The 18,229-nt window shown below is 70.8% G+C and carries 18 protein-coding genes and 1 riboswitch; of the genes, 10 read left to right on the forward strand and 8 right to left on the reverse strand.

Going from position 1 to position 18,229, the window contains the following annotated elements:
- Positions 1-21: 21 nt before the first annotated feature.
- From ABT147_RS35115 to ABT147_RS35125, 3 genes are all read right to left on the reverse strand, one after another.
- Positions 22-1,062, reverse strand: a complete 1,041-nt coding sequence (locus ABT147_RS35115; protein WP_351413844.1) for an ABC transporter permease — start codon at positions 1,060-1,062, stop codon at positions 22-24.
- A 2-nt stretch (positions 1,063-1,064) separates the two neighbouring features.
- Positions 1,065-2,738, reverse strand: coding sequence for a sugar ABC transporter ATP-binding protein (locus ABT147_RS35120; protein ID WP_351413846.1), 1,674 nt, complete (start codon positions 2,736-2,738; stop codon positions 1,065-1,067).
- 100 nt (positions 2,739-2,838) lie between these two features.
- Positions 2,839-3,888, reverse strand: coding sequence for a sugar ABC transporter substrate-binding protein (locus ABT147_RS35125; protein WP_351413889.1), 1,050 nt, complete (start codon positions 3,886-3,888; stop codon positions 2,839-2,841).
- A gap of 409 nt (positions 3,889-4,297) precedes the next feature.
- Between ABT147_RS35125 and ABT147_RS35130 the strand changes: the two genes are divergently transcribed.
- Genes ABT147_RS35130 through ABT147_RS35155 form a run of 6 tightly spaced genes read left to right on the forward strand, consistent with a single transcriptional unit; the run spans position 4,298 to position 9,483 of the window.
- The gene (locus ABT147_RS35130; protein WP_351413849.1) at positions 4,298-5,149 is read left to right on the forward strand and encodes a fumarylacetoacetate hydrolase family protein; all 852 of its coding nucleotides are present in this window, start codon (positions 4,298-4,300) and stop codon (positions 5,147-5,149) included.
- A gap of 11 nt (positions 5,150-5,160) precedes the next feature.
- Entirely contained in the window at positions 5,161-6,498 is a 1,338-nt protein-coding gene (locus ABT147_RS35135) for an L-fuconate dehydratase (RefSeq protein WP_351413851.1), read from the forward strand.
- Positions 6,495-7,274: an SDR family NAD(P)-dependent oxidoreductase gene (locus ABT147_RS35140; protein ID WP_351413854.1), complete on the forward strand. Its 780-nt coding sequence runs from the start codon at positions 6,495-6,497 to the stop codon at positions 7,272-7,274. The genes ABT147_RS35135 and ABT147_RS35140 overlap by 4 nt, the downstream gene beginning before the upstream one ends.
- The gene (locus ABT147_RS35145; RefSeq protein ID WP_351413857.1) at positions 7,271-8,281 is read left to right on the forward strand and encodes an aldo/keto reductase; all 1,011 of its coding nucleotides are present in this window, start codon (positions 7,271-7,273) and stop codon (positions 8,279-8,281) included. The genes ABT147_RS35140 and ABT147_RS35145 overlap by 4 nt, the downstream gene beginning before the upstream one ends.
- Positions 8,282-8,305: 24 nt before the next feature.
- Positions 8,306-8,617, forward strand: a complete 312-nt coding sequence (locus ABT147_RS35150) for an L-rhamnose mutarotase (protein WP_351413859.1) — start codon at positions 8,306-8,308, stop codon at positions 8,615-8,617.
- The gene (locus ABT147_RS35155; protein ID WP_351413862.1) at positions 8,614-9,483 is read left to right on the forward strand and encodes an amidohydrolase family protein; all 870 of its coding nucleotides are present in this window, start codon (positions 8,614-8,616) and stop codon (positions 9,481-9,483) included. Before ABT147_RS35150 ends, ABT147_RS35155 begins: the two co-directional genes overlap by 4 nt.
- A 29-nt stretch (positions 9,484-9,512) precedes the next feature.
- Here the strand turns inward: ABT147_RS35155 and ABT147_RS35160 are convergent, their stop codons facing one another.
- Genes ABT147_RS35160 through ABT147_RS35175 form a run of 4 tightly spaced genes read right to left on the reverse strand, consistent with a single transcriptional unit; the run spans position 9,513 to position 12,353 of the window.
- A complete protein-coding gene (locus tag ABT147_RS35160) occupies positions 9,513-10,376 on the reverse strand; it encodes an energy-coupling factor ABC transporter ATP-binding protein (RefSeq protein WP_351413864.1) in 864 nt (287 codons plus the stop codon).
- Position 10,377: 1 nt separating this feature from the next.
- On the reverse strand, positions 10,378-11,133 hold the full coding sequence (gene cbiQ, locus ABT147_RS35165) for a cobalt ECF transporter T component CbiQ (RefSeq protein WP_351413866.1): 756 nt from the start codon (positions 11,131-11,133) through the stop codon (positions 10,378-10,380).
- Positions 11,134-11,139: 6 nt separating this feature from the next.
- On the reverse strand, positions 11,140-11,634 hold the full coding sequence (locus tag ABT147_RS35170) for an energy-coupling factor ABC transporter substrate-binding protein (protein WP_351413891.1): 495 nt from the start codon (positions 11,632-11,634) through the stop codon (positions 11,140-11,142).
- Positions 11,635-11,645: 11 nt separating this feature from the next.
- Positions 11,646-12,353, reverse strand: coding sequence for an energy-coupling factor ABC transporter permease (locus tag ABT147_RS35175; protein ID WP_351413868.1), 708 nt, complete (start codon positions 12,351-12,353; stop codon positions 11,646-11,648).
- 30 nt (positions 12,354-12,383) lie between these two features.
- Positions 12,384-12,567: riboswitch (cobalamin riboswitch) on the reverse strand.
- Between the two features lie 219 nt (positions 12,568-12,786).
- Between ABT147_RS35175 and ABT147_RS35180 the strand changes: the two genes are divergently transcribed.
- The 3 genes from ABT147_RS35180 to ABT147_RS35190 all read left to right on the forward strand — a co-directional run bounded on the left by ABT147_RS35180 (position 12,787) and on the right by ABT147_RS35190 (position 16,190).
- Complete coding sequence (locus tag ABT147_RS35180; RefSeq protein WP_351413870.1) at positions 12,787-13,521, forward strand: DUF1775 domain-containing protein; 735 nt, start codon at positions 12,787-12,789, stop codon at positions 13,519-13,521.
- A gap of 259 nt (positions 13,522-13,780) precedes the next feature.
- Positions 13,781-14,932, forward strand: a complete 1,152-nt coding sequence (gene nicT, locus ABT147_RS35185) for a Nickel transporter NicT (RefSeq protein WP_502983213.1) — start codon at positions 13,781-13,783, stop codon at positions 14,930-14,932.
- A gap of 139 nt (positions 14,933-15,071) precedes the next feature.
- Entirely contained in the window at positions 15,072-16,190 is a 1,119-nt protein-coding gene (locus ABT147_RS35190; protein WP_351413875.1) for a substrate-binding domain-containing protein, read from the forward strand.
- On the opposite strand, the gene ABT147_RS35195 is transcribed toward ABT147_RS35190, so the two are convergent.
- Positions 16,147-16,641, reverse strand: coding sequence for a MarR family winged helix-turn-helix transcriptional regulator (locus ABT147_RS35195; protein WP_351413876.1), 495 nt, complete (start codon positions 16,639-16,641; stop codon positions 16,147-16,149). The genes ABT147_RS35190 and ABT147_RS35195 overlap by 44 nt on opposite strands.
- A gap of 237 nt (positions 16,642-16,878) precedes the next feature.
- Between ABT147_RS35195 and urtA the strand changes: the two genes are divergently transcribed.
- On the forward strand, positions 16,879-18,132 hold the full coding sequence (gene urtA / locus ABT147_RS35200) for an urea ABC transporter substrate-binding protein (RefSeq protein ID WP_351413878.1): 1,254 nt from the start codon (positions 16,879-16,881) through the stop codon (positions 18,130-18,132).
- Positions 18,133-18,229 lie beyond the last annotated feature (97 nt).

Raw genomic sequence — 18,229 nt, forward strand, 5'->3', positions numbered from 1 at the left:
CCTGTACCGGGGCTACCGGGACTACTCCTGCTTCTCGCCCGAGGCGAAGCGGGAGATGATCAGTGCGACGATGATGATCGCGCCGTTGAGGAACTGGTTCCACAGCGGCGGCACACCTGCCAACGTCATGACGTTCACGACGAGTTGCAGCGTCAGCACACCGGTCAGCGCGCCGAACACCGAGCCCTTGCCGCCGTTGAGGCTCACCCCGCCGATGACGGTCGCGGCGAACACCTGGAAGATCCAGCCGCTGCCCTGGGTCGCCGAGATGGACCCGTAGTGGCCGCTGTAGAGGATGCCGGCGAACGCGGCCAGCACACTGCCGAGGATCAGCACCGCCCACACGATCCGGTCCACGCGGATACCGGCCGTGCGGGCGGCCTCGGCGTTGCCGCCGATCGCGTACAGCGCCCGCCCGTGCCGCAGCCAGGCCAGCGCGCTGCCGCCGAGGGCGAACAGCACCACACAGATCCAGATCGCGGCCGGCACCCCCAGCCAGGACGCCTTGCCCAAGTAGGTGAAGGAGGACGGCAGTTCCACGATGGACTGGCCCTCGGACAGCGCCACCTGGAGGCCGCGCAGCATGGTCAGCATGCCGAGGGTGACGATGAAGCCGTTGAGGCGCAGCTTCAGGATCAGGAACCCGTTGACGGCCCCGATGACCACGCCCACCAGCAGACAGAGCGGTACGGCCGTCCACTCGGGCAGCAGGCCGAGGCCCGTGAACCGGGCGCCGCTGGTCGGCAGGACCAGCCAGACGGCGATGACGGGCGCCACGCCGATCGTGGACTCCAGGGACAGGTCCATCCGGCCGCAGATCAGGATCAGCGCGGTGGCCAGCACCAGCAGGCTCAGCTCGGTGGACTGCTGGGCCACACCGATGAGGTTGTCGGCGGTCAGGAAGGCCGGCGAGACGATGAACCCGATCAGGCCCAGGACGAGGATCGCCGGGACCAGGGACAGTTCACGGAAGCGACCGAGGCCGAGCCCGCGGCGGGTGTCCCCGGGGGTCTCCCGCGCCACGCTCGTGGCGGGGTCGGTGACATCAGTGGTGGCGGACATGGCTACCTTCCGTGCTCTTCGGTGATGTCAGAGGTGGTGGCGGAGGAAGTGGCATCGGGAGAGGCGGCATCGGGGGAGGCGGCGTCCGTGGCGGCGGCGGACGCTTCCGCCCGCTCGGCCACGCCTGCCACGCCCTCCATCGCCGCGACCACCTGCTCGTCCTTCCAGCCCCGGTCGAACTCGGCGACCGCCCGCCCGTGGAACATCACCACGAGCCGGTCGCACACCTTCAGGTCGTCCAGTTCGTCGGAGACGATCAGCGCGGCCTTCCCGCCGTCGGCGATCTGCCGGATCCGGCGCAGCAGGAACTCCTTGGACTTGACGTCCACCCCGTTGGTGGGGCGGATGGCGACCAGGACGTGCGGGTCGGTGGCCAGGGCGCGGGCCACGACCACCTTCTGCTGGTTGCCGCCCGAGAGCGCCGACACGGGGGTGGAGCCGCCCGGGGTCTTGATGTCGAGGTCCCGGATCATGCGCTGGGCGAAGATCCGGGTCCGGGAGGGCAGCACCGTGCCGTACGGGCCGAGCTGGTCGGTGACGGTGAGCGTCGCGTTCTCCGCCACGCTGCGGTTGTTGACCAGCCCCTGCAGATGCCGGTCCTCCGGGACCAGCCCGACCCCGACGGCGAGCGCCGACGGCACACTGCCGCCGCGTACCCGGCGTCCGCCGACGGATACCGTGCCCTGCTCGGGGCGGTGCAGTCCGGCGATGGTCTCGCCCACCCGCACATTGCCGCTGGCCGCCGCCCCGGCGAGGCCGACCACCTCGCCCGCGCGCACCGACAGCGACAGGCCCTCGCAGGCGCCGGGCAGGGTGAGGCCCTCGACCGTCAGGAGTTCGGGGGCGTCGGACCGCACCGGGGGACGGTTCTCGACGGTCTCCGCCGCCGTGACGGTGCTCTCCCCGGTCATGGCCTCCACCAGTGCCTGATGGCGGAGTTCGGCGACGGGCGCGGTCAGGATGTGGGCCGCGTCGCGGTAGACCGTGACGGTGGTGCAGAGGTCGTACACCTCTTGCAGATGGTGGGAGATGAAGAGGAAGGCCACGCCCTGCCGTTGGAGGTCGCGGAGCTTGTCGAAGAGCCGGTTGATGCCTCGGGCGTCGAGTTTCGCGGTCGGCTCGTCGAGGATGATGAAGCGCGCGCCGAACGACAGGGCGCGCGCGATCTCGACGAACTGCCGCTGCTCGACGGTGAGATCCCGCGCCCGTGCGTCGGCCTTCACGTCCACGCCGTACCCGGCGAGCAACTCCTCGGCCCGTGCGCGCAGTTGCTTCCAGCGGATGGGCCGCAGGGCGCCGTCGCTCTGCCGGTTGAGGAAGAGGTTCTCGGCGACGGTCAGGTCCTGGATGATCGTGGACTTCTGGTAGACGCAGGCGACCTTGGAGCGCCAGGCGTCGATGTCCCCGACGGGGGGCGCCGCCTCGCCGGAGAAGCGCAGGGTGCCGGTGTCGGCGCTCCGCAGGCCGGTCAGGATGGACACCAGCGTCGACTTGCCGGCGCCGTTGCGGCCGACCAGCGCGTGCGACTCGCCCGGGGCGATGGTGATCCGGGCGTCGCGCAGCGCGACGGTGGCGCCGAACCTCTTGCTGATGCCGGTGGCCTCGGCCACCGGGGCAGGGCTCCCGGCGGCAGGGTTCCCGCCGCCGCCCGCCGGGGCGGTCGCGGTGTCCGCCATGGTGGATACCGTCCTTCGTGGGGTGGATGCACGGGGGTGCGGGCGGAGGGACGGGCCGCGTCCCTCCGCCCGGTCGTCGACTCGATCGGCGCTCGCGGACCTAGCCGACGTTGTTGCCCCACAGGGTCTTGTCGTCCACGTTGTCCTTGGTCACCAGCGGCGCCGGGAGCTGGTCCTCCAGGCCGTTGGGGATCTCGATGATCGTGGAGTCGTGGTCGGTCTTGCCGGGCTTGAACGTCTTGCCGTCGGCCGCGGCCTCGGCGTAGTACAGCGCGTACTTGGCGTACAGGTCGGCCGGCTGGGAGACCGTGGCGTCGATCTGTCCCTTGCGGATCGCCTCGAACTCCTGCGGAATGCCGTCGTTGGAGATGATCGAGATGTGGCCCTTCTGCCCGGCCGGCTTCAGCAGGCCCTTCTGTTCGAGGAGGGCCAGGGTCGGCTGCAGGAAGACACCGCCGGCCTGCATGTAGATGCCGTTGAGGTCGGGGTGCTGGGCGAGCAGGCTCTGCAGCTTGGCGGAGGCCACGTCGCCCTTCCAGTCGGTGGGCAGCTCGAACACCTTGATGTCCGGGAACTTCGTCTTCATGCACTCCGCGAAGGCCTCGGAACGGTCCCGCCCGTTGATCGAGTCCAGGGCGCCCTGCAACTCCGCGACCTTGCCCTTGCCGCCCAGCTGCTCGCCGAGGAACTCGCAGGCCTTGGTGCCGTACGCCCGGTTGTCGGCGCGCACGACCATGTAGACGTCACCCTTGTCGGGCCGGGTGTCGACGCTGACCACGGGGATCTTCTTCGACGCGAGCGTGTCGAGGGTGGAGGCGATGGCCCCGGTGTCCTGGGGGGCCATGACGACGGCCTTGGCGCCCGTGTTCTGGAACACCTGCACATTGGCGACGAGCTTGGTGATGTCGTTCTGCGAGTTGCTGAGCGGCAGCGCGTTGATGTCCTCGGATTTGACGTCCTTCTTCAGGTACTCGGCGTAGGAGTTCCAGAAGTCCGAGTCGGAGCGCGGCAGATCGATCCCGATGGCGGGCTTGTCACCGCCCGATCCGGCGGAACCGGAGGAGCTGTCACGGTTGCACGCGGTGAGGAGGGTGAGGGCCGCGAGGGCGCAGGCCGCTGCGGCGGTGGAGCGGGTGCGAGCGAGCTTCATGGCCGGGTTCTCCTTAGCCAGGACGGGGATACCGCCCTCCGGAACAGGCATGCGCGGAGCGTCGGAGGGGAGGGATTGAGGGTCAGCCGGTGAACGAGCAGCGGAGTTCGAACGGCCACGATGCAGTGGGGCGATTCCTCCGATGTATCTCGGACGTCGAGGACGTTACGACGGCATTGCCGGAGTTGACAAGAGGTCTCCCTCGATGAATTGCGCACTCGATCAAGGGGGCTCGTGGCGATCATGATAGGGATGAATTCGTATATGCCGGATCTGTGACCTGTGCAACAGCTCCCTGTCGATCAAATACATCCGAGGAATACGTTGTCAGGGCGCCGAACTGCCCCTAAAGTCACGGTGCGCCATTCCTCCGATGAATGAACGAACCCATGGCAAGGGAGCTGCCCCAGTGAAACTGCTACGCGTCGGCGCCCCGGGAGAGGAGCGGCCCGCCGTCCGCGGTGACGACGGCCGGCTGCTGGATCTGTCCTCCGTGGCCTCCGACATCGACGGCGCCTTCCTCGCCTCCGGCGGAGTCGACCGCGCCCGCGCGGCGGTCCGGGCGGGCACCCTGCCCGAACTGGACACCGCCGGCACACGGATCGGCGCCCCCGTCGCCCGCCCCGGCAAGGTCATCTGCGTCGGCCTGAACTACCGCGACCACGCCGCCGAGACCGGCGCCGCCATCCCGCCGCGCCCCGTGGTCTTCATGAAGGACCCGAGCACGGTCGTCGGCCCCTACGACGAGGTGCTGATCCCGCGCGGCTCGGTCAAGACCGACTGGGAGGTCGAGCTGGGCGTCGTCATCGGACGCCGGGCCCGCTATCTGGAGGGCCCCGAGGAGGCGGCCGAGACGATCGCCGGGTACGTGGTCAGCCACGACGTCTCCGAGCGCGAGTTCCAGCTGGAGTACTCCTCGCAGTGGGACCTCGGCAAGTCCTGCGAGACCTTCAACCCGATGGGCCCCTGGCTGGTCACCGCCGACGAGGCCGGCGACCCCCAGGACCTCGGGCTGCGCCTGAGCGTCAACGGAGTCAAGCGCCAGCACGGGCACACCCGCGACATGATCTTCCCGGTCCACGAGATCGTGGCGTACCTCAGCCGGTACATGGTCCTGGAGCCCGGTGACGTGATCAACACCGGTACGCCCGCGGGCGTCGCCCTCGGCCTGCCCGGCACCCCCTACCTCCGCCCCGGTGACACCGTCGAGCTAGAGATCGACGGGCTCGGGAGCCAGCGCCAGACCTTCGGCCAAGCGTGAAAGGCACCCCCTTGACTGGAACCCCCGCCCGGATCACCGCGGTCGACACCTACGACATCCGGTTCCCCACCTCGCGGGAGCTCGACGGGTCGGACGCCATGAACCCGGACCCCGACTACTCCGCCGCGTACGTCGTGCTGCGCACCGACGCCGGAGACGGCCTCGAAGGCCACGGTTTCACCTTCACCATCGGCCGCGGCAACGACGTCCAGGTCGCCGCGATCGGCGCCCTGCGGCCCCATCTGCTCGGCCGCTCGGTCGACGAGCTGTGCGCCGACCCCGGCTCGGTCAACCGCGACCTGATCGGCGACAGCCAGCTGCGCTGGCTCGGCCCCGAGAAGGGCGTGATGCACATGGCCATCGGCGCCGTCGTCAACGCCGTCTGGGACCTCGCCGCCAAACGCGCCGGACAGCCCCTGTGGCGGCTGCTCGCCCACGCCGAACCCGAGTGGCTGGTCTCCCAGGTCGACTTCCGCTACATCGCCGACGCCCTCACCCCCGAGGACGCCCTCCGGCTGCTGCGCGAGGGCCGTACCGGGCTCGCGGAGCGCGAGGCCAGGCTCGTGGAGCGCGGCTACCCCGGCTACACCACCTCCCCGGGCTGGCTCGGCTACTCCGACGAGAAGCTCACCCGGCTGGCCAAGCAGGCCGTCGCCGACGGCTTCACCCAGATCAAGCTGAAGGTCGGCGCCGACCTCGCCGACGATCTGCGCCGGATGCGCACCGCCCGGGCAGCCGTTGGCGACGGCGTACGCATCGCCATCGACGCCAACCAGCGCTGGAACATCGACGAGGCCGTCGAATGGACCCGGGCCCTCGCCGCCTTCGACCCGTACTGGATCGAGGAACCCACCAGCCCCGACGACATCCTCGGCCACGCCGCCGTCCGCCGGGGCGTCGCCCCCGTCAAGGTCGCCACCGGCGAACACGTCCAGAACCGCATCGTCTTCAAGCAGCTCCTCCAGGCCGAGGCCCTCGACGTCCTCCAGATCGACGCGGCCCGCGTCGGCGGCGTCAACGAGAACCTGGCGATCCTCCTGCTCGCCGCGAAGTTCGGCGTCCCGGTCTGCCCGCACGCCGGCGGCGTCGGCCTGTGCGAACTGGTCCAGCACCTGTCCATGTTCGACTACCTGGCCCTCTCCGGCACCACCGACGACCGGGTCATCGAGTACGTCGACCACCTCCACGAGCACTTCACCGACCCGGTGGTGATGCGCGAGGGCCACTACGCCGCCCCCCTGACCCCCGGTTTCTCCGCCACCATGCACCCCGAGTCGCTCGCCGAATACCGTTACCCGGACGGCACGTTCTGGGCCGCCGACCTCGCTGGACGGGAGGAAGTCGCATGATCGAGCAGACAGACACGGGCACCGGCGAACTGTCGGGTCTCAAGGCGATCGTCACCGGAGGCGCGTCCGGGATCGGGCTCGCCACCGCCCGGCTGCTGGCCGCCCGGGGCGCCGCCGTGGCCGTCCTCGACCTCGACCCCTCCGGGGCCTCGGCGCCGCTGCTCGGCCTCAAGGCCGACGTCAGCGACGACGCCTCCGTACGGGCCGCCGTCACGGAGGCCGTCGAGCGGCTCGGCGGCCTCGACATCCTCGTCAACAACGCGGGCATCGGTGCCCAGGGCACCGTCGAGGACAACCCCGACCTCCAATGGCAGCGGGTCCTCGACGTCAACGTCCTCGGCATGGTCCGCACCAGCCGCGCCGCCCTGCCCCATCTGCGCGGGTCGTCGCACGCGGCGATCGTCAACACCTGCTCCATCGCCGCCACCGCCGGCCTGCCGCAGCGTGCCCTGTACTCCGCCAGCAAGGGCGCCGTCCTCTCGCTGACCCTCGCCATGGCCGCCGACCACGTCCGCGAGGGCATCCGCGTCAACTGCGTCAACCCCGGCACCGCCGACACCCCCTGGGTCGGCCGGCTCCTCGACGCCGCCGATGACCCCGAGGCCGAGCGCGCCGCCCTCAACGCCCGCCAGCCCATGGGCCGCCTGGTCACCGCCGACGAGGTCGCCGCCGCCATCGTCTACCTCGCGAGCCCCGCCGCGGCCTCCGTCACCGGCACCGCCCTCGCCGTCGACGGCGGTATGCAGGGACTCCGGCTCCGCCCGGCCGGCTCATGAGGACCAGGCCCCTCGGCCGCACCGACGTCCAGGTCACCGAACTGGCGTACGGCGCGGCCGGTATCGGCAACCTCTTCCGCCCGGTCGCCGACGAGGAGGCCGCCGCCGCGATCGACGCCGCCTGGGACGCCGGGATCCGCACCTTCGACACGGCACCCCACTACGGCCTCGGCCTCTCCGAACGCCGCCTGGGCGCCGCGCTCCGAGGCCGCCCCCGGGAGTCGTACACGATCTCCACCAAGGTCGGCCGGCTGCTGGTGCCCGCCGACGGGGACGGCGACGACCTCGCCGACGGCTTCGCCGTGCCCGCCACCCACCGCCGCGTCTGGGACTTCAGCGCCGACGGCGTTCGCCGCTCCCTCGAAGCCAGCCTGGGCCGCCTGGGCCTCGACCGGGTGGACATCGTCCTCCTCCACGACCCCGACGACCACGCCGCACAGGCCCTCGACGAGGCCTACCCGGCCCTCGAACGGCTGCGCGGCGAAGGCGTCGTCGGTGCCATCGGCGTCGGCATGAACCAGTGCCCCGTACCCACCCGCTTCCTGCGCGACACCGACATCGACGTGGTGCTGCTGGCCGGCCGCTACACCCTCCTCGAACAGGAGGGCCTGGACGCACTGCTTCCCGAGGCCGAAGCCCGAGGGCGGAGCGTGCAGATCGGCGGTGTCTTCAACTCCGGGCTGCTGATCGACCCGAAGCCCGGCGCCACCTACGACTACGCCCCCGCCCCGGATCCCGTCCTCGACCGCGCCCTGCGGCTGAAGGCCGTCACCGAACGCCACGGCGTACCGCTGCGCGGCGCGGCCCTGGCCTTCCCCTTCGCCCACCCGGCGGTGGCGTCCGTGCTGACCGGCGCCCGCTCCGCCGAGGAGGTGCGCGACGCGGTCGACCTGCTCGGCCGCCCGCTCCCGGCCGCCCTGTGGGACGACCTGCGCGCCGAGGGGCTGCTGCACCCGAACACCCCCGTCCCGTCGTCGAAGAAGCCGTCGTCGAAGAAGCCGTCGTGAAGGAGCCGTTGTGAAGGAGCCGTCGTGAGGGTCGCCCTGCACACCAAGGTCCGCGCCGACCGCGTCGAGGAGTACGAGGCGGCCCACCGCGAGGTCCCGGAAGAGCTGACCGCCGCGATCCGAGCCGCCGGGGTGAGCGCGTGGACGATCTGGCGCAGCGGCACCGACCTCTTCCACCTGCTGGAGGTCGAGGACTACGCGGCGATGATCGCCGAGCTGGAGAAACTGCCGGTCAACATCGCCTGGCAGGCCCGCATGGCCGACCTGCTCGACGTCGTCCACGACTACTCGGCGGAAGGCTCAGACGCCGGCCTGCCCGTGGTGTGGGAACTGTGACCGGCACGGACACCGACCCCGTCGTCGTCGACGCCCACCACCACGTCTGGGACCTCTCCGTCCGCGACCAGGACTGGATCACCGGTCCCGAACTCGCCCCGCTGCGCCGTGACTTCACCCTCGGTGAGCTGGAGGCGACGGCCCGCTCCCTCGGTGTCACCGCCACCGTGCTGGTGCAGACGATCACCGTGCCCGAGGAGACCCCCGAGTTCCTGGCGATGGCCGCCGGCAGCGACGTGGTCGCCGGGGTCGTCGGCTGGACCGACCTCACCTCGCCCGACGTGGCCGAGCACCTCGCCGAGCTGCGCGAAGGGCTCGGCGGCGAGCATCTGGTGGGCATCCGCCACCAGGTGCAGGGCGAACCCGACCCGCGCTGGCTGGTGCGCCCGGACGTGCTGCGGGGCCTGTCCGCCGTCGCCGACGCGGGACTCGTCTACGACCTCCTGGTCAAGCCCCACCAGCTCCCGGCCGCCGTGGAGGCGGCGGCCCGGCTCCCCGAACTCACCTTCGTCCTGGACCATTTGGGGAAGCCGCCCATCGCCTCCGGCGAACTGGAGCCATGGGCGGGGGAGATACGGCGGCTGGCCGCCCTGCCGAACACCGTGTGCAAGCTCTCCGGTCTGGTCACGGAGGCGGACTGGAACTCCTGGTCCGTCGCGGACCTCGTCCCGTACGCCGACACCGTGCTGGACGCCTTCGGCCCCGACCGGCTGATGTTCGGCTCCGACTGGCCCGTCTGCAACCTCGCCTCCGACTATCTCGAAGTCATCGACGTGGCGGAGTCGGTGATGCCCGCGCTGAGTCCCGCCGAAGACCGGGAGGTCTTCGGGGGCACCGCGATCCGCACCTACGGCCTGCGGATCTGAGGCGGCCCGGCCGAGGACTCCCGGGTGTGTCAGCCGTCGGCCGGAATCGGGGGAGCCACGCGCGCCCCCGCCATGGCGGCCAGCTCGTCCGGCGTACGCGGACCGGGCTCCTCTCCGCTCAACAGCCCCTGTTCCCGGAGCAGTCGGGCGACCGCGATGCCCCAGGGCAGCCGTAGCCCGGCCCGCTCGACGAGATCCGCGCGGGCGAGCATCGCGGCCACCGGGCCCGTCCGCGCGCCGGACGGGGTGAGCAGTGCCGCGTCGTCGGCCCAGCGCAGGGCGAGGTCGACGTCGTGCGTGGCCATCACGACCGTGGTGCCGGACCCGCGCAGCTCGTCCAGGGTGGCGAGGAGCCGTTCCTGTCCGTCGGGGTCGAGCCCGGCGGTCGGCTCGTCGAGGATCAGCACCCGGGGCCGCATCGCGACCGCGCCGGCGATGGCGGTGCGCTTGCGCTGGCCGTAGGAGAGCAGATGGGTGGGCCGGTCGGCGAGGGCCGCGATGCCGAGCGCGCCGAGTGCCTCGTCCACGCGGGCCCGCACTTCCGCGTCGGACAGCCCGAGGTTCAGCGGCCCGAACGACACGTCCTGCGCGACCGACGCCGCGAACAGCTGGTCGTCCGGGTCCTGCACGACCAGTTGAACGGTCGTCCGCAGCCGGGTCAGCCCCTTGCGGTCGTACGTCACCGCCCGCCCCTCGACCGCCAACCCGCCCGTACGGGGCCGCAGTCCACCGCTGAGCAGCCGCATCAGCGTGGTCTTGCCACTGCCGTTGCGGCCCAGCAGGGCGAGCGCGCGCCCCTCACGCACCTCGAAGTCGAGATCGCTGAGCACGGCGGGACCGTCCTCGTACGCGAAGGACGCGCCCCGCAGGGCGACCAGCACGGGCTCGCTCATGTCAGCGGCCTTTCCAGGACGAATCCAGTACGAGGGTGAGGGCGGCCACCGCCGCGAGCAGGGCGACACTGGCCACGGTGAACCGGGCCGAGACCCGGGCCTCGGGCACCAGGACGCGCAGGGTGCCGTCGTAACCGCGTCCGGCGAGCCCGGTCTGCAGCCGGGCCGCCCGGTCGAAGGCCCGGACGAACGCGGTGGCGCCGAGGCCGGCGAGCGAACGCCAGGTGGCGGCCCGTGTGGTGTGCCCCAGCCGGGCCGCCTGCGCCTCCCGGATCCGGCGCACGGAGTCCAGGAGCAGGAAGCTCATGCGGTACGTGACCAGCGCGACGTCCACGACGGGCGCGGGCACCCCGGCCTTCACCAGGCGCGGCAGCAGGTCCGACATGGGTGTGGTGAAGGCGAACAGGAGGACGCCCAGGGAGGCCGCCGAGGTGCGCAGCAGCAACTCCCCGGCGCGGACCGGGCCGCCGTCGGCCAGGGTCACGAACCCGTCGGGCCCGCCGACCTGGACGAGCAGCGGCAGCGCGCCGGTCACACAGAAGCCCAACGGCACCCGGTAGGCACGCCACAGCCGACGGCCGGGCACGCCCGCCGGGCCGAGGAGCACGACGAGCGCGGTCAGCAGGACCAGGGCCGCGCCGGGCCAGGGCGGCAGCGAGATCGCGAGCAGGGTGAGGCCGAGCCCGAGCACGGCCTTGTCCACGGGGTGGCGGCGGCGCCAGCGACTGCTGTGCGCCGCCGCGTCGATCGGCAGCACGGGAGGTCAGGCCCGCCCGGCCGGGGGCTCCCCGGTGCCACCGGCCGGGCCTTCGTCGCCGGTGGCGGCCTTCGAGGCCGGTGCGACCGTCGCGCCCACCGGAGTCACCGGAGTCGCCGGGGTCGTCGGGGTCGCCGCAGCCGCCGGGGTCGTCGGAGCCGTTCCGGGGTCGTCGGCCCCGCCGCCCAGTCGCGCCAAGGCCTGTGCCTCGCCCTGGCGTCGGCCCCGGTGGACACCGAAGTAGTAGGCGAGGACGCCCGCGCCGAGCGCCGCCTGAAGGGCGAAGAGCGCCGACTCGATCTCGCCGGACGGCGGCTCGTACAGCGGGGAGAACCAGGGCTCGTAGTCCGGCTTGATCTCGGTGATCGCCGTCTCCGCCTCCGCGTCGGCGCCCGTGAAGGGTTCCTCCTTGTGGTCGCCGAGGCCGAGGGCCAGCGGCAGGACGGCGAGCGCGGCCACGACGAGCAGCAGCAGGGCGTTGATCTTCGTGTTCTTGTTCATGGTGTTCCTGCTCATCGGGCCACCGCCTCGGTCTCGGTCGCGGTGCGGTCGCGCCTGCCGGTGAGGAGCACGCCGAGCCGGGTCAGTTCGCCCTTGCTCGACTGCACCAGCAGACGCATCACGAGCACGGTGAGCAGGCCCTCGCTGACGGCGAGGGGGATCTGCGTGACGGCGAAGATGGAGCCGAACTTGCCGAGCGCGCCCAGGAAGCCGCTGCTCGGGTCGGGGAACGCGAGCGCCAGCTGCACGCTGGTGACGCAGTAGGTGACCAGGTCGGCGACGAACGCGCCGAAGAACACCGTGACCATCAGCGGCACATCGAACCGCCGCAGCAGCCGGTAGACGGCGTAGCCCGCCCAGGGGCCGACGATCGCCATCGAGAAGACGTTCGCGCCGAGCGTGGTCAGGCCGCCGTGGGCGAGCAGCAGTGCCTGGAAGAGCAGGGTGATGGTGCCCAGCACGGCCATGATCGGCGGCCGGAACAGGATGGCGCCCAGGCCGGTGCCGGTGGGGTGGGAGCAACTCCCCGTGACGGACGGAAGCTTCAGCGCGGACAGGACGAAGGTGAAGGCTCCCGAGGCACCGAGCAGCAGCGTGCTCTCGGGGTGCTCCTTGACCTCACGGGTGAGTGCCCGTACTCCGTGGACGACAAATGGCGCGGACGCGACGCCCCAGGCGATCGCGTGCGCCGGAGGAAGGAAACCCTCGGCTATGTGCATGGCTCAGCAGACCCTCTCCAGCACCTCGTGGATGGTTGACGCGCCTTGGCCGGTCTCCTGGCTTACGGGTACCACCGCCCGTGCTCCGCCTTCCCGGGTCACAAGGACCCAGTGGCTGTCCGTGAGGACTGGAGCCGGACTTCCCGATCACAGTGGCGAGGGCCGCACCGGCATGACACCGGATTTCCCGTTCACCAAGGCGTGGTGACAGTAGTGCCCATATAAGGGCGCTGACAAGCGGAGACGAGGGGCGCGCGGGCGCCGTGGAACAGCTCACACCACGGCGCACGCCCCACCACCCCCACGCCGCACACGAGCGCCCCCACGATGCCGACGGATGGCCGGAACCGCTCGCACACCTGGTCGCCCTTGGCCACAGGTCACGCCCTGCGCTTGAATTCACCCTTCACGCCGTCGGCACAGGGAGTCCGCAGTGCACCGCCCGACCTTGGTACGCAGTTCACGCCGTCTCGGCGTTCTCACCGCAGCCGCGTTCGCGGTCGCCGTCGCCACCGCGGGGCCGGCCGCGGCCCACGCGGAGGTCGAGGCGGAGGGCGCCCGCGCCCTCGACCAGAACGTCGAACTGACCTTCTCCGCGGAGTCGGAGTCCGCCTCGGCCGGCATCACCAAGCTGGAGGTGATCCTCCCCGAGGGCCTGGTCCCCGCCGACATCACCTACAAGGAGGGGCCGGACGGCTGGAAGTTCGCCCCCACCGACCGGGGCTTCACCGTCTCGGGCGCGAAGCTCGCGGTGGGGGAGGACGTCGAGTACGCCGTCACCGTACGGCAGTTGCCCGACGCCAAGTCGCTGGTCTTCAAGACCCTCCAGTCGTACAGCGACGGCAAGGTGGACCGCTGGATCGAACTGGAGGAGGAGTCCGGAGGGGACGGCCACGGCCACGGTCACCCGGCACCCCGTCTGGACCTGAAGGCCGCCGCGCCCGGCGCCGAAGTGGTGAGCCCCACCCCCTCGGAAGAGCCCACGACCGCCTCGCCCACGCCGGAGCCGAGCGCCGAGTCGTCGGCACCGTCGGCGGAGGCCGCCGCGGACAGCACCGACGACGACGGTGGCTCCCTCGCCGTACCCCTCGGTATCGGCGCGGTCGTCCTTCTCGTGCTCGGCGGCGGTGCCTGGTGGCTCCAGTCCCGCCGCGGAGGAACCGCCTGACGGACCCCAGGCCGCACGTCCGAACCCAAACCCGCAGGTCACATCGCTGGACGATACGAGGTGCCGCCGTCGCGGCGGCGGTGGCCCTCGGGGTCACCGCCTGACCGCGCGGTCCACTGGGAGAGCCTGGCTCCGGCCTCGGCCTGACCGAAACGTGGCACGAGCTTTACTGCGACCCAGTTGCAGCTACGACCACACCGCACAAAGCTGAAGGGGCTCGACACCACGCACGCGGCACGACAGGTAAGGCACCCGCCCCATGGCCACCGTTCCCGACACCGCCCGCTCGGCCCCCACAGATCAGGCAGATCGGTCAGATCAGGCAGATCAGGGCGGTTTCTCATGGCGTCGGATCCGTGCCTCGATGACCCGCGAGGAGTGGGCGAGTCTCGGCGGCATGGCCGGGTTCATCCTGGCGCTGCATGTCATCGGCTGGTTCACGCTGGTGGTGATCGTCGCCCCCGAGCACTACGGCGTCGGCGGCAAGACCTTCGGCATCGGCATGGGCGTCACCGCCTACACCCTGGGCATGCGGCACGCGTTCGACGCCGACCACATCGCCGCCATCGACAACACCACCCGCAAACTGATGGGCGAGGGGCAGCGCCCGTTGTCGGTCGGCTTCTGGTTCTCCCTCGGCCACTCGTCGATCGTCTTCGCCCTCACCTTCCTGCTCACCCTCGGCGTCAAGGCGCTCGCCGACCCGGTGCACGACGACGGCTCCGCACTGCACGACATCACCGGCTGGGTCGGCACCACCGTCTCCGGGACCTTCCTGTACATCATCGCGATCATCAACCTGGTGATCATGGTGGGCATCTGGAAGGTGTTCCGGGGGATGCGCTCGGGCGCCTTCGACGAGGCCACGCTGGAACGGCACCTCGACAGCCGGGGCTTCATGAACCGGCTCCTGGGACGGCTGATGAAGTCGATCACCAGGCCGTGGCAGATGTTCCCGCTGGGCCTGCTCTTCGGCCTCGGCTTCGACACGGCGACCGAGGTCGCGCTCCTGGTCCTGGCCGGTTCGGGAGCCGCCTCCGGGCTGCCCTGGTACGCGATCCTGTGCCTGCCGATCCTGTTCGCGGCCGGTATGTCGCTCCTGGACACGATCGACGGCTCGTTCATGAACTTCGCCTACGGCTGGGCGTTCGCCAACCCGGTCCGTAAGGTCTACTACAACCTCACCATCACCGGCCTCTCGGTGGCCGTCGCCCTCATCATCGGCACGGTCGAACTGCTCGGCCTCGTGGCCGAGAAGGCGCATCTGCACGGCACGTTCTGGGACCGGGTCTCCGGCCTCGACCTCAACACCGTCGGCTATGTCGTCGTCGGCCTGTTCTTCGTCACCTGGGCGGTCGCCCTGCTGGTCTGGCGGTTCGGGCGGATCGAGGAGAAGTGGACGACGGGCTGAACCCCGGCCCGCCCTCGCCCACTCGCCCGCCCGCCGGACGCCCGCCCACGCCCCGCGTCTTCGCGAGCCGCGCCTACGAATCGGTCTCGATCCGTGGCACCACCTGGGGCGCCGATGACGATCACGCCATCATGAGGCCATGAACCGGCCACCGCCGCGCCTCCACACCCCCGAGTGGTTCACGGCCGACGCCTCGACCCTGAACGTCGCCCTCGTCTACCCGATGCAGGGGCCCGCCGGCATCTTCGGCCCCACCTGCGGCGCCTGCGCACGGCTGGCCGCAGAGGAGGTCAACAAGGCGGGGGGAGTGCTGGGCAGGGAGCTGCGGCTGATCGAGGTCGACGGCGGGGCCGAGCCGTCGCGGGTCGCCGAGGACGTCGAGGCCCTGGTCGCCTCGGGCGCGGTCCAGGGCGTCACCGGCTGGCACATCTCCTCCGTACGCCAGGCGGTGGCCCCGCGCATCGCGCACCGGGTGCCGTATGTGTACACGGCGCTGTACGAGGGCGGGGAGCGCACCGAGGGCGTCTTCATGACGAGCGAGACCCCGTCCCGGCAACTGCTGCCCGCCATGCGGCTGCTCGCCGAGGCCCGGGGCACGCGCCGCTGGTTCGTCGTCGGAAACAACTATGTGTGGCCCCGCCGCACCGCGCGGGCGGCCCGGGGTTACGCCCGCGCGTGCCGGGGCCGGGTCTGCGGGGAGGCGTATCTGCCGCTGGGCACCGAGGACTTCGAGGACGTCCTGCGGCGCATCGAGCGGGCCGACGCCGACGGGGTCCTGATGCTCCTGGTCGGCAGTGACGCCGTCCGCTTCAACCGGGCCTTCGCCGCCTTCGGACTCGACCGGCGGTGTCTGCGGCTGAGCACGCTGATGGACGAGAACATGCTGATGGGCAGCGGCCCCGACGCCACCCTCGACCTGTACAGCACGGCCGGGTTCTTCGCCTCCCTCGCCGACCAGAACACCCTGGACTTCCACGGCCAGTACGCCGGCCGCTTCGGTATTGAGGCGCCGACGCCGGGCAGCCTCGGCGAGTCCTGTTACGAGGGTGTCCTGCTGCTCGCGGCGCTCGTCGAGCGGGCGCGCGCCCTGGACGTGACCGCGATCGGGGCGACCGCCGACACCGTCTCCTACGAGGGGCCGCGCGGCCTGCTGAGCCTGGACGGGCGGCATGTGCGCCAGCGCATCTACCTCGCGCAGGCGGACGGTTACGACTTCAACGTCCTCGCCCAGCTGCGCGCTCCGCACGACCCGCGGTGACCTTGCCCCGACCGTCGGCGGTACCGCCGCTCTCCAGGGTCCGGGCCAGCCGGTCCAGCAGCGGTTCGAGCCGTCTGCCGTCCTCGTCGGTCAGCAGCGGCTCCAACTCGGCCCAGTCGGCGCGTACTTCGCGGGACAGCGACTGCCAGCGCTCCAGGCCGCGCGGGGTGAGGTGGGCGAGGACCCGGCGCCGGTCCACGGGGTCGACGCGGCGGAAGACCAGGTTCTGGTCGACGAGTTGGTCGATCAGCTTGGTCAGGCTCGGCGCCGGCAGGAAGGCGTGCTCGGCGAGGGCCGTCATGTTGTGGCCCTGCCCGTCGGAGAGCAGGTCGAGGACCCGCCACGCCTCGACGGAACAGCCGAACTCGTCGAGCACGGAGTGCACTCGGCGCACGGAGAGGCGCTCGACACGGGTCAGCAGATGGATCAGTTCCTCGGGCCGCCTCGCCATCGCACTCCTCAACTCGCCTTCGGTCGCCCCCACGACGGTGCTGCCAGGACCTTACCTTCGATCACCCAGCTCCTGACAAACAAACCAGGAGTACATCCTTTCCCTGGGAAGTAACAAGTATTTCGTGGTCTCAGAAAAATACTTCCTCAGGAAACTGTTCTTCAATTGCCACGAAACGCGAGGGAAACAGTCTCCTCGCAGGCTGTGGTCGCACTTCAGCGACCTAGGAGGTACGGCATGTCCGGGATCGGCATCAGCAGACGCGGTCTCCTCGCGGGCGCCTCGGCGCTCGGCACGACCGCCGCCCTCAGCGCGTGCGGAGCCAAGACCGGAAGCGGCACGTCGTCGGCCGCCGGAGCACAGGCGGACACCTCCGGCGACACCGTCAAGGTGGGTCTGTTGAACTCACTGTCGGGCACCATGGCCATCAGCGAGGTCACCGTGCACAACGCGCTGCTGCTCGCGGTGAAGGAGATCAACGCCGCCGGTGGCGTCCTCGGCAAGAAGCTGAAGCCCGTCAGTCAGGACGGCGCCTCCGACTGGCCGACCTTCGCCGAGAAGGCGGAGGCCCTGATCACCGACGACAAGGTGGTCGCCACCTTCGGCTGCTGGACCTCCGCGAGCCGCAAGGCCGTCAAGCCGGTCTTCGAGCGCTACAAGTCGCTCCTGTTCTACCCCGTGCAGTACGAGGGCCTGGAGCAGTCCCCGTACATCTTCTACATCGGCGCCACCACCAACCAGCAGATCGTGCCCGCCCTCGACTACCTCAAGAAGCAGGGCCTGACGCGGCTGTACCTGGTGGGCAGCGACTATGTCTTCCCGCGCACCGCCAACAAGATCATCAAGGCGTACGCGGAGGCCCAGGGCATGAAGGTGGTCGGCGAGGACTACGCGCCGCTCGGCTCCACCGAGTTCAGCACCATCGTCAACAAGGTCAAGGACGCGGGCGCGGACGCCGTGTTCAACACCCTCAACGGTGACAGCAACGTGGCCTTCTTCAAGGAGTACAAGTCCGCCGGGCTGAGTGCCAAGAGCCTGCCGGTCCTTTCGGTGTCGATCGCCGAGGAGGAGGTCAAGAGCATCGGCACGCAGTACCTGGAGGGCCAGTTGACCGCCTGGAACTACTACGAGACCACGCCGGGCGCCGCCAACACGAAGTTCGTGGCCGCCTACCAGGCCGCCTACGGCAAGGACAAGCCGACCAGTGACCCGATGGAGGCCGCGTACATCTCCGTGTACCTCTGGAAGGAGATGGTCGAGAAGGCCGGCTCCTTCGACGTGGCCAAGGTGAAGAAGGCCTCCGCCGGCATCGAACTCGACGCCCCCGAGGGTCGGGTCATCGTCGACGGCGCGACCCAGCACGTCTACAAGACGGCCCGCATCGGCCGGATCGGCTCGGACGGGCTGATCGAGGAGGTCTGGAACTCCGGCAAGCCGATCGAGCCGGACCCGTATCTGAAGGGGTACGACTGGGCTGCCGGTCTGTCGTGAGTCCGCGGGCCCGGTGGGGCTTCTCGCGCAGTTCCCCGCGCCCCTGAAAGCAAAAAGCACGGGGCGCAGCCCCTGCTTTTTGAGGGGCGCGGGGAAC

Source organism: Streptomyces sp. NPDC001868, from assembly GCF_040297125.1.
GTDB lineage: Bacteria > Actinomycetota > Actinomycetes > Streptomycetales > Streptomycetaceae > Streptomyces.